Here is a 15,744-nt window from a genome sequence, read left to right on the forward strand (position 1 = left end):
TATGGAATTAGACGACTATACATTCAATGCGCATAACAAAGAGGAGTTCCCTCCTGCCCATACGGCTGAACACCTTCTTAACCAACTTATGGTAAGAATGTTCGGAACAGAACGTAGCAAAAATGCACACATTGAACGTAAGAAGAGCAAAATGACCTTCGTGCTCGAACAAAAGCCAACGCGAAAAGACGAGAAAGCCATAGCGGACGAGATGAATAGGCTGATAGATGCCGACCTTCCTGTTACTTATGAACTTGTGGAACGCACCCATTTGCCCGAAGGCGTAACACTCGAACGTTTGCCGGAAAATGCTTCCGAGAAAATAAGACTCGTCAGGATAGGCGATTACGATGTGTGCCCGTGTATCGGTAAGCATGTCCGTTCTACAAGGCAGATAGGCAAGTTCGAACTTTTGGGTACGAACTGGAACGAGCATGACCATTTGTTTCGTGTGCGGTTTAAAGTAATACCCTAATCCTTTAAATTAATAATTCCCTATGATTAGTAAAGACAGCATAGAGTCTGCCTACTGCTTTTTGCATCAGAAATATCGTGTTTACGAATTTTCTAAAAGCGAAACGCAGCGCGACGACATAGAAATTGCCATTGCATCGTACGTAGAAGAGATGAACAAAGAACTCTATGCACAGCTTGCGAAAGGTAGAGAAGAATTTCTTTGTAACCACACAACTTTTGCTGCTGACATGCAAGAAGCTATTAACGAATTAGAATCACGATTATAAACATGAACTTCGACAAGATACAAGACGATGCACGAAGAGCAGAACTCGTGCGGATTATAGAGCACTCGGTGGAACGATTATCACTTGCTGAACTCGAAGCACTGTACTATGACTTAGTATCAAAAGACTATATTCGATAAGACAACGTGGATAAAACGAACAGAGAAATACTCAATCTTGCGCTTCCGTCAATAGTTAGTAACATTACTGTGCCCCTCCTGGGTCTGGTAGATTTAACCATCGTAGGTCATATAGGCAACGAAAACTACATCGGAGCAATAGCCATAGGTTCTATGATATTCAATATTATGTATTGGATATTGGGCTTTCTGCGCATGGGGACAAGTGGAATGACGTCGCAGGCATACGGCAGAAAGTCTTGGGAGGAGGCACTGCGCGTGTTGCTCCGTGCCTTAACCATAGGTGTAAGTATGGGTATGGTCTTTATTATTTGTCAATCTGCCATAGAATGGGGCATGGTTCGTGCAATGAATACTCCAGAAAGCTCTTTGCCACTGGTTCGTTCTTATTTCCACATTGTAATTTGGGGCGCGCCTGCTATGCTCGGCTTATACGGGCTGACAGGCTGGTTCATTGGTATGCAGAACACCAAAATACCTATGTTTATTGCCATTGTACAAAACATAATTAATATTTTTGCTTCACTGATGTTTGTCTTTGGTTTTGGTTGGAAAATAGAAGGTGTTGCTACAGGTACGCTTATTGCACAATGGAGCGGTTTCCTCATGTCATTATTTTTTGTACGTCGTGGACTTGGAAATAAAACATTCTATGAGTCGTCTGCCATTGTGCAGCTTTCCATTTCGCTTTTTAAGTCTACACTTACTCGCACAGGAGCATGGCGACGCTTCTTCGTTGTAAACCGCGACATATTCCTTCGTACGCTCTGTTTGGTAGCTGTTAATCTCTTCTTCACAAGTGCAGGTGGGAAACAAGGGGCACTGATACTCTCTGTAAATACGTTACTGATGACAATGTTCACTCTCTTTTCGTACTTTATGGACGGCTTCGCTTATGCTGGTGAAGCATTGAGTGGTAAACTCTATGGAGCGAACGACAAATCTGGTTTTCTAAAAATGGTGCATCGCTTGTTTCTATTTGGCGGTGCTATGGTAGTTTTGTTCACGTCTGTTTATGTTTTCGGTGGTATTGACTTTCTGCAACTTCTTACCGACGATGACTTTATTATCTGTTCATCTTTACCTTATCTTGTTTGGGCTTGTCTTATTCCACTTACGGGTGTAGCAGGTTTTATTTATGATGGTATATTTATCGGTATGACCGAAACGAAAGGAATGCTCGTCTCTTCTGCCGTTGCAATGTTTTGTTTCTTTATTTTCTATTATGTGGCTGAACCTTTTTGGGACAACAATGCCTTATGGATTGCTTTTCTTATATTCCTTTCACTCCGTGGAATTTTTCAATTCTTTTGGTCAAAAAAATATCTTTTCAGTCGTTTCCGTTCGTCCAAAGAATAGTCGAACAAAAATTCAACATTAATAAAATAATAAGGAATGGAAGTCAAAATTGTTATTATCCTCAAAATATAATCCTATTTTACTCATAAAGTCACCTTAGTTTACGGTATAATCCACAGATTTTAGGTGTCTACAGTCCATAAAATGTACTCCCCCTCCACTGTAAGTCGTGAGATTTCACGCAACAGAACAGAGACAGGAAAATACGTGTGGGACAAGGCTGATGACATCGCAGTCAGTCGTTCAAGGCGTATACCAGGGACAGGCGTATCTCGGAAGCATTACGGTGACGTGTCAAGCAGCTCATAACGGACGAGCAATGGTCTCCCGGAAAAATATCGGGGCTAGTTGGTAACTGCCGCCATAAGATGACATACCACTGGAGACACTCGAAAGTGAGAGAGACCAAGGCGACCAATATAAAGAATCGTGTAAGCATACATGAGCGTCCAGCAGAAACGGATGGTAAACGTTTTGGCGTCTGTGAAATGGATCTCATTGTTGATAGCAACAATAATGCGATTCTAACGGTGATAGAGAGAAGCGCCAATTTCCTCCTTATGGCAAAAACTTAAGGAGGGAAAGAAGTCTATGCCCCTTGCAAAGACTGTATGGAGGCTTTTACTACCATATAAAGGAGACAATCTAAAAACAATCACGACTGATAACGGAAGTGAGCTTGCCGCCCATGAGTGGATTACAGATAAACTCGGCGTCTCTGTATTCTTTACGGACGCTTATTGTTTATGGCAGAAAGGAGCTGTAGAAAACACCAATAAACTTGTAAGACAATACATTCCAAAAGGAATGAATATAAGTAGGGGAATCGATAAAAAAATTGCTTCTATTCAAGAGAAAATAAACAGAAGACCAAGGGAAAAACTGAACTTTTCGACACCAAAAGATGAGTTCTTCAGGGTTTATTCTTTATTTTGCACTTGCTGGTTGACTCTATAAAATGTTCATAAGGAATGAAAATAAATAAAAACTTCATGAATAATTTGGTGATACAGAAAAAAAGCTATACTTTTGCACTCGCTTTCAGGAAGGAAGTTTGGTAAGATCCGCTAGCTCAGCTGGTAGAGCACAACACTTTTAATGTTGGGGTCATGGGTTCGAGCCCCATGCGGATCACAGAATAAAGAGGGTTTCGGTAACAAGACCCTCTTTATTTTGTGGTATTTCATAATACTATAAGCAGGTTCTAAAAATTATCTTTGATGAATTTTTCTTTTTTTAGGCGAGTAGATTTTGCTTTCTTCTAGAAAGTGCATGGTGGACTATGCACTTTCTAGAAGAAAGCAGAAAAAATGTCGCATAAAAGCCAAAGGACACAAAAAGTTGACTGATTTATAGTAATAGTATGCCTACGTAGAATTTTAGAATATGCTTATAGCTTATTATTTTAATCTTAGTTTATTCTTTATGATTCAAAGATAATTTTCTCTTATTCATCATCTATTGTCTTTAGGTGGCTCACATATTGTAGGTTTGTTGAAGATTAATAATGACAACAAAATAAAGAGAAGAGATTATGAAATTCGAAAAAGGAAAAATTTTCAATGCCAACGAATTGGTAGATTACGCTGATGGTGGTATAGTAAGCAAAGAGTTAATTCATAACGCCTTTCGATGCATTTATTCAAGTAATAGATGGAGAGATAATACTCAATGTGGAGGGTACAGACAACTACATTAAGACTGGAGGAAGCTATTACTTTTGTAGCCAAATGGGGAAGGAAATATCCAATATTATACAATATTGATAAATCTGGGTAAAATCTATACAGAATAATGAGATAGAAGACAAGTATATTCGTTAGTTTTTCGTAGAAAAATAGTAGTTTGTATAACTTCCTTTTGCATAAGGATACTTAGGTTTCAGCCCCTTAGACAACAATGTATACAGCTTATAGGCCTCGGCGTAATATCGAGGGCGAAGACTATCAATAGGATAATATTCCGAAATCAATTGTATAAATTTCGATAGGTTTCTATCCAATAAATAATTATTTAGTTGATAGTGCACAGAACGTGCAGTTGCTTTATTTATGATACAGTCGGGCAATAGCATTGAATGGACTTTACCTGGACGCAGAACATCTTTACCACCAAGTAATCGATATTCGTAAAGACTATCAGGCAGGTGTCCTTCACGTGCAACACAATATATCGTCAGCATTGTTGTGGCAGAGTCTACATTTTGCATCCGTTGTATATTACGTAAAGCAGAGTTATACTGTCGGTTCAACACCAAAGCCTCTATTTTCATTTTTTCATGGAAGATTCTGTCAGAATTGCTATAAAGACCTACCATCAAGAAGAGAAGATTCATTATTCCGAGGTTTATCCACAATAATTGAGAGGCAAAACCAACGTTACGTAGTTCGGGTTCGTACGGCTCATAACGCCGCATACTGAATGCTATTATAAAATATAAAACTAACAGCAATGGGGCAAGCCAAATCCAAGTATCCCATATTGTCGATATTGGACCATTAGAATTTATAGAAGTAAGAATTGTCAGGAAGAGAATAGAGGGGAAATAGGTTGAGGCATGTCCGCGTTTATTAAGTTTCAACACAGAATAAACACAGACTTGGAGGAGCTGTAACACAAATGTTATCAAACCTGCACCCAACCACGACACATAATGTGTTTGTCCATTAGATGCTACAAGTTGAGTATAGGAGAGTATGTCGGTCTGATAGAAATACAAATAACAGAATGTGAAAACACAAAATGTTATAGCACAACATATACGCATTGACCTATTCTTTATCTCCATTGGCATTATTTTTTCTTTCGTAAAACTAATGCACTTCGAGCTGGTATATAGAGTTTCAGCCACCCTTTACCATCTTTCTCATAGAGAGGATCAGCTAAAGTCATGTGCTTAACGTTTTCATCGACAAAACCAAATCCGCCATATTCCCACGAATCTGTATTCAACACTACATTATAAGTTCCATTAGGAACAAGGAAACCATAATCGGAGAATGAATGTGTAGGCGAGAAATTGAAAACAAATATCAGTTGATTACGACTAAACGCCAAGATTTGGTCTGTGTCGTTATGCCATATCTCTTTCAGTGGTGTATCGTTAAAGTGTGGCTCGCTCTTTATAACCTCCAGCATTTTCTTGTCAAAATCGCCAAGATAGTGATAGCAGAGTTCCTTGTTGTCTACCAAATTCCATTGACGGCGTGCGTATTTATAGCTCCAGCCATTGCCCTCTCGGGGGAAATCAATCCATTCTGGGTGTCCGAATTCGTTACCCATAAAGTTTAAATACCCACCATTGATAGTACCGGCAGTAACCAATCGTATCATTTTGTGCAATGCGATACCACGTCTCACCCTATCGTTCTCGTCGCCTTTCTTGAAATGCCAATACATATCGGCGTCTATTAAGCGGAAAATTATAGTCTTGTCGCCAACCAAGGCTTGGTCGTGCGACTCGCAGTAAGATATTGTACGTTCATCGCTACGTCTGTTCTTTACTTCCCAGAATATAGATGAGGGTTTCCATTCCTCGTCAGGCAGTTCCTTTATTGTTTTTATCCAATAGTCAGGAATATTCATTGCCATTCGGTAGTCGAATCCATAACCGCCATCTTTAAACTTTGCAGCCAATCCTGGCATTCCTGAAACTTCTTCGGCAATTGTTATGGCATGGCTGTTAACTTCATGTATTAGGCAGTTTGCTAACGTTAGGTAGCAGATGGCATTGTCGTCTTGATGTCCGTTGAAATAATCGGCGTAGTTGCAAAATGCCTCGCCTAAGCCATGGCTGTAATACAACATGGACGTTACACCATCGAAACGGAAACCATCGAAATGATACTCTTCAAGCCAGAATTTGCAATTAGACAGGAGAAAGTGCAGCACTTCGTTCTTGCCATAATCGAAACAAAGTGAATCCCATGCAGGGTGTTCGTGGCGTTCACCAGGGTAAAAATACTGATTAGGGTCGCCGGCAAGGTTTCCTAATCCTTCTATCTCATTCTTTACAGCGTGCGAATGAACAATGTCCATGATGACTGCCAACCCATTGGAATGTGCCTCGTCGATAAGTTCCTTAAGTTCTTCGGGAGTACCAAAGCGAGAGCTGGGAGCAAAAAAAGAACTTACATGATAGCCAAAACTTCCATAATAAGGGTGTTCTTGAATCGCCATGATTTGAATGGCATTGTAGCCTTCGTCTACAATTCGGGGTAATACATTTTTTCTAAATTCAATGTAAGTACCAACTTTCTCTGCATCTTGCCCCATTCCAATGTGACATTCATAAATAAGAAGTGGAGCTCTGTTTGGTTTAAAGGTTTTATGTTTCCATTGATATTCTTCTTCAGGAAACCATACTTGAGCAGAGAAAATCTTTGTTCCTTCATCTTGAACAACTCGTTGTGCCCATGCGGGAATACGTTCACCTTCTCCTCCATTCCAAAACACATACATCTTAAACAAATCGCCATGGTGTATTTTATCTTCATCAAGTATTAGTTCCCAGTCGCCGGCAGTACCTTCTATCCTTTTGCATTGATATTCTCTGCTGCGCTCCCAATTATTAAAATCGCCTATTAGATACAGATTTGTAGCATTGGGAACCCATTCACGGAATATCCATTTACCATTTGTTTTATGCAATCCGTAGTAATTATATCCATTGGCAAAATCTGAAAGAGTTTGCTTACCTTCAAAAGTTAGTTCCTTAATACGTTCTACAGCATGGTTATGTCTACCACAAATAGCTTCATTGAAAGGAACTAAATAGCTATCATTCTTTACTATACCCATCAATTGTGCGTTATCTTCTGCTCTTTTTGCAGCTGTTATTTTATCCTGAATCTTCATAACCATTTATTTTTACTATTAATTATTGTGTCGGATACCATTCTCGTAATAACCTTGTGCAACTATTTTACCATTGCAATCAGTTTCGGTAAACTTTCCATCACGCATATCATTTCTATAAGAACCTTCAAAACGTATCCCTTTTTTATCTTGTTCTATGGCTGCTCCATTACGTTTTCCATTACGATACATACCACGGAATTTGCTTCCATCTGCATAATGAATTATGATTTGCCCATCCATATAGCCATTACGAAACTGCCCCTCAATAATATCTTTATTCTTTTTGGTAAGTTTTCCTTGTCCACTTTGCAAACCATTTTCCCAATTTCCAACATAAACATCGCCATTCTTCCATATCATAGTTCCAAGTCCAGACTTTGCTCCTTTTAAGAATCGCCCTGTATACTCTTCGCCATTTTTATAATGCAATTTTCCTTGACCTGTTCGTTCGTCATCAAGATAATCACCTTCGTACACATCGCCATTACTAAACTTATATACTCCTTTTCCGTTACGCAGGTCATTCTTCCAATCTCCATTATATTCTTCACCACCACGATAAATATAAATACCTTTACCTTCTTTCATATTATTGTTCCAATCACCTACGTATGCAGTACCATCTTTCCAAACAAAACGGCCGTGCCCATTTTTTACATCATTCTTCCACATTCCATCGTAATATGCACCGTTAGCAAATGTATAACGGCCTATTCCGTTCCGTTTATCCATTACCCATTCCCCATCATACACATCACCATTATAATAACGCATAATTCCATGCCCCTGCTGATAATCCTTATACCAAAGACCATCATACACATTTCCATTCTTAAATGTAAAAACGCCTCTACCATGCTGTTGGTCTTGAAACCATTGCCCAGAATATTTCTCGCCATCTGAAAAGATATAAGTGCCTTCCCCCTGACGCTTACCTTTTACAAATTCACCTTCATAAACGTCACCATTTTTGTATTGAATCTTGTTACGTTCAGGTAATTTGCCTGTTATAACTTTTTCTTTGTTCTGAGTGTCTTTTCGTAAAACTGAGGAGTTTACTTCTCCGTTTTGTGCCACAAGAAAGGAAGGCATAACGGAAAAAAATATCACAATATATAAATTCTTCATTATATTCACAATTACCTTTAATTGCAAAGATACGTTTTTAAAATGGCTTCTCCAAGAATCTAAACTCTTTTTTTATTATTCCTCCAACATGTAACCATTATATACTTGGAATATACCGATAGTACGAAATCTATAATTACATTTGTTTTTAAGTTTAATAATTGTCTATTCATGACATCTACTTTCATTTCTTGATAGGTGAGATGCTGTTCAGAAAAGAGTTTATATACAGCTTCTTTCGCACACCACACTGTTAATAAATCAGACGTTAATGTATATTTTTCGTCCGACCGTAAAAATCTTTGAGCAATCTTTTGTATTCTATCCGAATGGTATTCAATATCAATTCCGACTTGTAAATGCTTTGACAAAAGAATAGCAACAAAACCCTTTGTGTGTGATATACTTATGTTATATCCTTTTATAAAAGGTTTCCCATCTTCATTATGAATTAGAACGACATCGTAGCCCAACATTTGTCTGAGCAATTCAATTTCACCTTGTTTCTCGGCCTCTCTCCCTATCGCTATCTCAAGAACACCTAATACAACATCTTTAGCAGGATAGTTAATACTGCTTCTCATCTCGTAAAATAGTTACCTTTATTTTGCTAATACGAAGATTTTCGATAGCCATTATTTCGAACAGGAAGTTTTTATATTTTAGCTTTTCGTGCAAGATAGGAAACTCTCCTTTTATCTCAAGTAATAATCCCGCCATAGAATCAGCATCACCTTGAATATCTTCAAACATTTCATCATCTATGTCCAATACTTTTGTAAAATCGCCTATAGATGTCTTCCCCTCAAATACGTATTCATTGACTGATAATTTCCGATAAAAAGATTTATCTTCATCAAATTCATCATTTATCTCACCAACAATTTCTTCGAGTATATCTTCTAATGTAACAAGTCCACTAGTACCACCAAATTCATCGACGACAATTGCGATATGCATCTTATTTTCTTGAAATTCACGCAATAAATCATCAATTTTCTTAGTTTCTGGAACGAAGAAAGGAGGACGTATCAAACTTTGCCATCTGAAATTAGTTGGCTTTGTTAAGTATGGGAGAAGATCCTTTATATATAAGATGCCTCGAATGTTATCTTCATTATCTTGGTAAACAGGTATTCGTGAATAGTTATTTTCTACGATACATTTCAAGACCTCGGCATAGTTAGAACGTATATTGAGATCTATAATGTCTTGTCGTGACGTCATAATCTCCTTAACTGTTTTATCAACGAAACGAATGATACCTTCAAGCATATCTTGTTCACCGCTTATTTCATTCTTATTGGTCAATTCCAAGGCTTGCTCTATCTCATCCATAGAAAGTCTTCGTGTCTTTTTTTTCAGAACCTTTTCAGCGAAAGAACTGCTACACATCAGCACATTCTCAATGGACCAAAAGATTCGACGTGCAACTAATATTCCATTAACGGCATAACGGCAAAACTTTAGAGGATTCATACTGCTATACACCTTTGGCATTATTTCTCCAAAGAGTAGAAGAAGAAAGGTAAGAAGAATAGTAGCACAGAGTATTTCAACCCAAGCGACTTTAAATACTACAGTTTCGCGCAATACGAATCCAGACAACATAACTATCGTAACATTTACCAAATTGTTTAGAATCAGAATAGTGGCCAATGTACGTTCACTATCGTCTCGAAGCATTTGAATATTCTTGTCTGCCTTACTTTTTTGTGGATCAAGTTCTTCTATATCATTAGGAGACAAACTGAAGAATGCTATCTCGGAACCACTTGCAAAACCAGAAACATAAAGAAGCAAACAAACTAATATTGCAGCAAAAACAACTCCTACTGTAGGAGTATGAATTTCTACAGAAGAAGTAATAAATGTAACTAAATCATCCATTAAAAATGGTTATTTGAAATTTTCTATTTCTCCCACTGTTGGTAATGAATCTCCATTATCAACACTAAAGATTTCGTTCGTCTTAGATGCCGCTAACCATTCTAAAGAATCTGCATAAATCTCTGTAATTTGCCGACGTATACCTTTCTTATCATCATAGTTTCGGTATCGTACCCGTCCTTCTACATACAGTTTATCACCTTTGTGAATGTATTTCTCTGCATACTTGCTCAAATTTTTGAACAATACAATCTCATGCCAATCAGTATGATCGGGAATCTTTGTTCCATTTGGTAAAGTGTATCCTCGTTCTGTTGTTGCCAAAGAGAAAGATGCTACAGATTGATCTATATCATAATAATGCACTTCTGGCTCTTTCCCCACATATCCTATCAACATTACTTTATTCATAGTAGAGAAAATGATAATTGACAACCACGCAAAGATAGGTTGTTATTTCCACATTCCAAGATATCTGAAATTAAAGTTTTTACCTTTAGCAGATGGAAACTGACTACGCGAATCAACACGGTCTCGCAAGTAATCAACAATACGATTATAACAATCGATACCCGAAATAGACTTACATTGTGCAACAAATATCGTATCTCGATATTCGTATTTGCCAGTTGCGACAATATATACTACACGCTTAAAATTTAAAGTACCTTCGTACCACCCATCACGTTCTTCATTAAGGTGCATTATAGTTGGATTCTCTTTTTTCAAAGCCATCCCCCCCAGCCTGATAGCCTTCTTTTGTTTAAAATCAAGCATCGTCTGAGCTTCGGTCTTTATAATAATAAAGTAGACACGCGGGCGTACCTTATATCTCTTAGGATAGTAAACATCGCTTTCAGCATACAATCGTATATCATCTTCCAACTCCGGTGTAAGTTGAATATCAGGAATTGAAGCCAAAAAATCTAAAGCTTCTTCAACATTATATACTAATGCCTCATTATTGAAATATCTTAAATATAAATTCATTTAGCTGGTGTTAGAATGTTTCTCTAAAAAACAAGAGCGGAAAACGAGACTCGAACTCGCGACCCCAACCTTGGCAAGGTTGTGCTCTACCAACTGAGCTATTTCCGCAGGCAAATAAATATTTCTCATCCAGAGAAATTATATCTATATAAGTGAAGAGGAGGAGACTCGAACTCCCACGAAGCAATTTTCACTACCCCCTCAAAGTAGCGCGTCTACCAATTCCGCCACCTCTCCAAATACATTTATATAAGTAGTAGTGCCCAGAACAGGACTCGAACCTGCACGTTATAAACACACGCACCTGAAACGTGCGCGTCTACCAATTCCGCCACCTGGGCTTTTGAGAACAGGTCTCTATCTACTTACATCAAAATTTCAAACAAGAGCGGAAAACGAGACTCGAACTCGCGACCCCAACCTTGGCAAGGTTGTGCTCTACCAACTGAGCTATTTCCGCAAAACTGACATTTCGCCAAATGCCTTAAATTGTCGGGGCGACAGGATTCGAACCTGCGACCACCTGGTCCCAAACCAGGCGCGCTACCGGGCTGCGCTACACCCCGTTGAAATCTAATAGATGACCTATTTCCGATTTGCGAGTGCAAAGATACTGTATTCTTTTTGTTCCTCCAAATTTTACTACATTTTTTTCGGATTTTTTATGTAATACAATACTCTTACGACTATATCTTGAGCTTTTAGTGTATTAGGAATACAATATTAGATGAGGTTGGGAATATTAACGGACATTCTGAGAACTCATTAATTCCGCACCATTTTTTGTTATAAATCCAATTATTTGGTAGACAAAAAATTCCAAACACTTGACTGTATCAGAACTCTCACATATTTTGTGATTTAAAATTAGAGCAAACACGTGAACATAGTCTTCGATCACCAGGTCATTCCCTGCAAGAGATACGATACCTAATATCCCTACAAGTAAGAAATATGAATATTTTTTTCTGAAAGGATACAATGGATGTCATCTTCATGGTTAAGGGGAGGTATATCTGTATGAACAGAGAGATTTGTCCTATCGAGTTCAATATTCTATTATTTTAGAGCAGCAGAACTTCTATAAAGATCTCTATCCGTATTTGAAATGTATGTGAAGGACCTGTCTGCAGAATTAAGAATATATAGGAAAGCGTATATGGATAAATCTATATTGGTAAGTATTCTTAGCTAATCGTATGGTTTTATGGAGATCGATATATAGAAGAAAGAAAAGTAAGCCGAAAAACTATTCGTTTACTACACCACAATGGGGGCAACGCCCTTTCCTGTGAAGACGGGAGCCGCAGTTTCCGCACTCGTAGGCGTCGCTGCTCTTCTTGAACCAAACCCGAATGCCATAATAAATGTAGACCAAAAGCAGCAAGTATCCTATATAATATAAGGTGAGAACCGAAAAAACAATATAGTTTACCGCACAGATGGCTGCCAAACCACACAGATACATAAAAGCATCGCCCGAACGAAGCAATCGGCAGACATCGTCGAAGGCAGCAATGCCTATCAGCAACATTGCCCAGACAAGCAATAAGAAAATATTTAAAAGTATGGGTTGCGAGAACGGATTGAGCGATGGGTGGAAGTAAAACTCCCGCCACGTTTCAGGAGCAAAGAGCTGAATGCTGGCATAGAAAGTCGCTGACGTCGCTACAATGATAGCCAACAGCGTTGGATAAAAAGAGTTTATATCGTTGAAATGCACAATGTTGGCATTGCGTTTCATAATCTTCCGCATCAGATAACTAACACCAATCAATGAAATAACGACCAAGAAAATAAGCAAGTGGGTGTTTGAAAACAGAGAAATGAACTGCGATATGGGTGTATCGGGGTCTACCTTCTTCAACAGTTGCTTCTCTCTTGCCCAACCAAAGGCGTAATCTTCCGTGGCAACACGCACCCAAACCGAGTCGATACTGTCGTTCGGAAGAATGCGAATATCAGCTACCACCAACGATTTACCCTTCGCTACAGCAAACGAATCGGTTTCAAGGTTGTTCACTACTTCCTCTGGCTGTTGCCTTAAAAGCATCAGGGAGTCTTTGCTTACTACGAAATTGAACCCTTCAGAATAATGATGCTTCACACGGAAAGCAAACGAATCCATCTTTGTCGTAGTGCCAGACCACTCTATGCTATTATCCGTTTGCTTCGTCAAATCAATCGAATCGTGGTTCGGAAGTATGCGCCGAGAAATCTGTGCTTCCTGAATACTGTCGGGAAGACGGAAGTTTGAAGGTGTTTTCTTGTGGTAGCAACTTGTAGAAGCAAGCGAAAGAAGAAGCAACAGAACCACTGCTCCGAAAGAAACATACATCTTTCGGAGGTTCTTTAATGGCTTGCTATGTTCAAATCGTTGTTTCATTCGGTCGTTATTCAGCGTATATATTCATCTGACAGTCCTTGCAATCGAACTCCAAACGGAAACGTCGCTTGTCGCCAAGTTCCAAGAACAGTGGCTCTTTCCACGTTGGTTTCTTGCCACCGTGCACCACGCAATAGCCCAACGAATAGCGAATGCAATGGCGGCACTGCATAATGAGTGCCTCATCGTGCATGGGTTTCGTGTCCATACACTCGAAAGCAGACTTTACGTTCGTTCCCTGTTGCTCGTAAAATGCCCTTGCCGCACGGTTGGAAACGTTATACAAGTAGGGAAAACGCTTGTATTGCGACGGATTTACGTATTGAAAAGCTGCCACATTGGTGCTGTCCGAACCGTGCTTTTTCAGCGTGTCTGCTTCTTCGACAAACAACGATTGGCGTGCAAAACTTTCGATGGCACTGCGCCTTAACTCCGCAAGCACGCTGCTCGGAACGAAATATCGGTCGGCATTATCGTTTATTTCCACTCCCTCGCAAGCATAAATGGTATTGCCCAACTTGGTGAGTTGGCGGACGATGTTGTCGCGCTGTAGCTTCTTAGCCTCCTGATGTTCAAACTGAACGGTAGCCTTTGCTTCTACCTTTGGAACACCGACGCCACTTAAACGAACCGTCAGCGAATAGCCGTCGGGGGTTAATCCAAACTCCATATCAATGGGTAGAAGGCGTACTGCCGACTGTCCGGCAAGTTCTTTCTCGAAGGCTTGGTCTTGGTTTCTATACAAACCCATACCCGCCTTCAAGCCTTGCGGCATCTTGTAAGGGTACAATCGGTTGCCCACAGCCTTGTTCACACGGAATCCTTCCAATGCTTTCACCGTTCGTCCTTCGCGGTTGGCCTGTCGATTGATGAAGCACAGACCGTCGCCATTGGCGAAACTTGCCGTCGTAGAAACATTAAACGAGTCGCGGCGTATTTCCTTTACCTTGCCAACATACTCTCCCAATGCCTTCGGCGTATTGGGCGAGAAGATGCCTTGCTGACGTCCATCGGCAAAATAATGGGTATATCCACGATTGAAAGTTTTGTTAAGGTCGGGTGTGAAGTTGCATTCCACTCTTCCGAACGATGCGCGTCGGAACTCGTCGGGGTGCTTTGCTATAATGGCGTTCAAACGTTGGTTGTATGCCGACACAACATTCTTCACATAATTAATATCCTTCAGTCGCCCTTCTATCTTGAAGGCACACGCTCCCGAACGCATCAATGCCTCAAGATTGTCTATCTGGCTCATATCTTTCAACGAAAGAAGATAACGCTGATGCTCTATCGTCTTGCCGTCGGAATCTTTCAAATCGAATGCCATTCTGCAGAATTGGGCACACGCTCCACGATTGGCTGAACGGTCGAAACAATATTGAGAAGCATAGCAAATGCCACTGTAACTCACACAAAGTGCTCCGTGCACAAAGGCTTCCAGCTCTACTTCTGGCACAGCCGTATGTATATCGGCTATCTCTTGCACCGACAACTCTCGTGCCAATACCACTCGTTCAAAGCCCAAGGAAGCGAGCCAACGCACCTTTTCGGCGGTTCTGCTATCGCACTGTGTACTGGCATGCAGCGATATGTTGGTCTTTAGCTGTTCCTTGCAAGCCTTCAACAGTCCCATATCCTGAATCAACAGAGCATCGACCTTAGCTTTTTCCAATTGGCGAACAAGCTGCAACATATCGTCCATCTCGTTGTCGTAGATGATTGTATTCACCGTTACATGTACCTTTGCACCAAACTGGTGAGCATAATCGCACAACGCTGCTATGTCTTCCACACTATTGCCAGCCGATTGCCTTGCACCAAACTTAGCTGCACCAATATAAACGGCATCTGCACCATGGTCTATTGCTGCTATTCCCCAAGCCAAATTCTTGGCTGGAGCCAACAGTTCTATTGTTCGTGTCTTATTATCCTTGCTCTGCATTCCAATGCGCAAAGATAGCTAATAAATAGGAAAGAAGGCATAAGACTACGGTAAAAAATATAATTTAACGAATACTTTACCCTGCTTTCCAGGAAAAACGTCCGTACTTTTTTCAGAAATGCACAATGTTTTTGCAAATAATTGAATGCCAGACAATTGTATTCATCGCATCAGTCGTTGCCTTTACAGCAGAGGCTATGTGCCGTAAAAATTGTATGTAGTGAATGAATTCTTCCGGCAAATGCTGTTCGACTATAGGATTGCATGTGTGTTTTCTGTAATAAAAATTCAGGCTAATTTTATCGA

13 protein-coding genes, 6 tRNA genes and 2 pseudogenes are annotated in these 15,744 nt (G+C 39.7%); 7 read left to right on the forward strand and 14 right to left on the reverse strand.

Annotation, left to right across the window (positions count from 1 at the left end; translation table 11 throughout):
• Position 1 precedes the first annotated feature (1 nt).
• From RDV52_RS07240 to RDV52_RS07270, 7 genes and pseudogenes are all read left to right on the forward strand, one after another.
• Positions 2 to 475 carry an alanyl-tRNA editing protein gene (locus RDV52_RS07240; protein ID WP_004366284.1) on the forward strand — a complete coding sequence of 158 codons (474 nt, stop codon included), beginning with the start codon at positions 2 to 4 and terminating at the stop codon, positions 473 to 475.
• 22 nt (positions 476 to 497) lie between these two features.
• A complete protein-coding gene (locus RDV52_RS07245; protein ID WP_004366283.1) occupies positions 498 to 743 on the forward strand; it encodes a hypothetical protein in 246 nt (81 codons plus the stop codon).
• Between the two features lie 2 nt (positions 744 to 745).
• On the forward strand, positions 746 to 883 hold the full coding sequence (locus RDV52_RS07250) for a hypothetical protein (RefSeq protein WP_004363128.1): 138 nt from the start codon (positions 746 to 748) through the stop codon (positions 881 to 883).
• A gap of 6 nt (positions 884 to 889) precedes the next feature.
• The gene (locus RDV52_RS07255) at positions 890 to 2,242 is read left to right on the forward strand and encodes an MATE family efflux transporter (RefSeq protein WP_004366282.1); all 1,353 of its coding nucleotides are present in this window, start codon (positions 890 to 892) and stop codon (positions 2,240 to 2,242) included.
• Between the two features lie 150 nt (positions 2,243 to 2,392).
• A pseudogene (locus RDV52_RS11270) lies at positions 2,393 to 3,199 on the forward strand (IS30 family transposase); the annotation flags it as partial.
• 104 nt (positions 3,200 to 3,303) lie between these two features.
• A tRNA-Lys gene (locus RDV52_RS07265) sits at positions 3,304 to 3,376 on the forward strand.
• 400 nt (positions 3,377 to 3,776) lie between these two features.
• Positions 3,777 to 4,008 (forward strand): annotated as a pseudogene (locus tag RDV52_RS07270) (cupin domain-containing protein).
• A gap of 53 nt (positions 4,009 to 4,061) precedes the next feature.
• On the opposite strand, the gene RDV52_RS07275 reads toward RDV52_RS07270, so the two are convergent.
• The 14 genes from RDV52_RS07275 to RDV52_RS07340 form a co-directional block, all read right to left on the reverse strand.
• Positions 4,062 to 5,036 carry a hypothetical protein gene (locus RDV52_RS07275; RefSeq protein WP_004366279.1) on the reverse strand — a complete coding sequence of 325 codons (975 nt, stop codon included), beginning with the start codon at positions 5,034 to 5,036 and terminating at the stop codon, positions 4,062 to 4,064.
• A complete protein-coding gene (locus tag RDV52_RS07280; RefSeq protein ID WP_040557026.1) occupies positions 5,036 to 7,099 on the reverse strand; it encodes an alpha amylase C-terminal domain-containing protein in 2,064 nt (687 codons plus the stop codon). Before RDV52_RS07280 ends, RDV52_RS07275 begins: the two co-directional genes overlap by 1 nt.
• An 18-nt stretch (positions 7,100 to 7,117) precedes the next feature.
• A complete protein-coding gene (locus RDV52_RS07285) occupies positions 7,118 to 8,230 on the reverse strand; it encodes an MORN repeat-containing protein (protein WP_040556806.1) in 1,113 nt (370 codons plus the stop codon).
• Positions 8,231 to 8,289: 59 nt separating this feature from the next.
• Entirely contained in the window at positions 8,290 to 8,814 is a 525-nt protein-coding gene (locus tag RDV52_RS07290) for a 4'-phosphopantetheinyl transferase family protein (RefSeq protein ID WP_004366276.1), read from the reverse strand.
• Complete coding sequence (gene gldE, locus RDV52_RS07295) at positions 8,798 to 10,120, reverse strand: gliding motility-associated protein GldE (protein WP_004364619.1); 1,323 nt, start codon at positions 10,118 to 10,120, stop codon at positions 8,798 to 8,800. The genes RDV52_RS07290 and gldE overlap by 17 nt, the downstream gene beginning before the upstream one ends.
• Positions 10,121 to 10,129: 9 nt before the next feature.
• Positions 10,130 to 10,531: a single-stranded DNA-binding protein gene (locus RDV52_RS07300; protein ID WP_004366275.1), complete on the reverse strand. Its 402-nt coding sequence runs from the start codon at positions 10,529 to 10,531 to the stop codon at positions 10,130 to 10,132.
• 42 nt (positions 10,532 to 10,573) lie between these two features.
• Complete coding sequence (locus RDV52_RS07305; protein WP_004364616.1) at positions 10,574 to 11,110, reverse strand: hypothetical protein; 537 nt, start codon at positions 11,108 to 11,110, stop codon at positions 10,574 to 10,576.
• A gap of 35 nt (positions 11,111 to 11,145) precedes the next feature.
• Positions 11,146 to 11,218: transfer RNA gene (locus RDV52_RS07310), tRNA-Gly, on the reverse strand.
• 45 nt (positions 11,219 to 11,263) lie between these two features.
• Positions 11,264 to 11,347, reverse strand: a tRNA-Leu gene (locus tag RDV52_RS07315).
• A 23-nt stretch (positions 11,348 to 11,370) separates the two neighbouring features.
• A tRNA-Leu gene (locus RDV52_RS07320) sits at positions 11,371 to 11,451 on the reverse strand.
• 46 nt (positions 11,452 to 11,497) lie between these two features.
• Positions 11,498 to 11,570: transfer RNA gene (locus RDV52_RS07325), tRNA-Gly, on the reverse strand.
• 32 nt (positions 11,571 to 11,602) lie between these two features.
• A tRNA-Pro gene (locus RDV52_RS07330) sits at positions 11,603 to 11,676 on the reverse strand.
• 683 nt (positions 11,677 to 12,359) lie between these two features.
• Positions 12,360 to 13,496, reverse strand: coding sequence for a hypothetical protein (locus tag RDV52_RS07335; RefSeq protein WP_004366274.1), 1,137 nt, complete (start codon positions 13,494 to 13,496; stop codon positions 12,360 to 12,362).
• 7 nt (positions 13,497 to 13,503) lie between these two features.
• Positions 13,504 to 15,438: a peptidase U32 family protein gene (locus RDV52_RS07340; protein WP_004366273.1), complete on the reverse strand. Its 1,935-nt coding sequence runs from the start codon at positions 15,436 to 15,438 to the stop codon at positions 13,504 to 13,506.
• Positions 15,439 to 15,744: the final 306 nt, after the last annotated feature.

It is taken from the genome of Prevotella nigrescens (assembly GCF_031191185.1).
GTDB classification, from domain to species: Bacteria; Bacteroidota; Bacteroidia; order Bacteroidales; family Bacteroidaceae; genus Prevotella; species Prevotella nigrescens.

Coding starts and splice junctions, on each gene's coding strand:
- RDV52_RS07245 (WP_004366283.1), top strand. CDS start 498: ATGATTAGTAAAGACAGCATAGAGTCTGCCTACTGCTTTTTGCATCAG.
- RDV52_RS07250 (WP_004363128.1), top strand. CDS start 746: ATGAACTTCGACAAGATACAAGACGATGCACGAAGAGCAGAACTCGTG.
- RDV52_RS07335 (WP_004366274.1), bottom strand. CDS start 13,496: ATGAAACAACGATTTGAACATAGCAAGCCATTAAAGAACCTCCGAAAG.
- RDV52_RS07290 (WP_004366276.1), bottom strand. CDS start 8,814: ATGAGAAGCAGTATTAACTATCCTGCTAAAGATGTTGTATTAGGTGTT.
- RDV52_RS07240 (WP_004366284.1), top strand. CDS start 2: ATGGAATTAGACGACTATACATTCAATGCGCATAACAAAGAGGAGTTC.
- RDV52_RS07340 (WP_004366273.1), bottom strand. CDS start 15,438: ATGCAGAGCAAGGATAATAAGACACGAACAATAGAACTGTTGGCTCCA.
- gldE (WP_004364619.1), bottom strand. CDS start 10,120: ATGGATGATTTAGTTACATTTATTACTTCTTCTGTAGAAATTCATACT.
- RDV52_RS07275 (WP_004366279.1), bottom strand. CDS start 5,036: ATGCCAATGGAGATAAAGAATAGGTCAATGCGTATATGTTGTGCTATA.
- RDV52_RS07285 (WP_040556806.1), bottom strand. CDS start 8,230: ATGAAGAATTTATATATTGTGATATTTTTTTCCGTTATGCCTTCCTTT.
- RDV52_RS07280 (WP_040557026.1), bottom strand. CDS start 7,099: ATGAAGATTCAGGATAAAATAACAGCTGCAAAAAGAGCAGAAGATAAC.
- RDV52_RS07305 (WP_004364616.1), bottom strand. CDS start 11,110: ATGAATTTATATTTAAGATATTTCAATAATGAGGCATTAGTATATAAT.
- RDV52_RS07300 (WP_004366275.1), bottom strand. CDS start 10,531: ATGAATAAAGTAATGTTGATAGGATATGTGGGGAAAGAGCCAGAAGTG.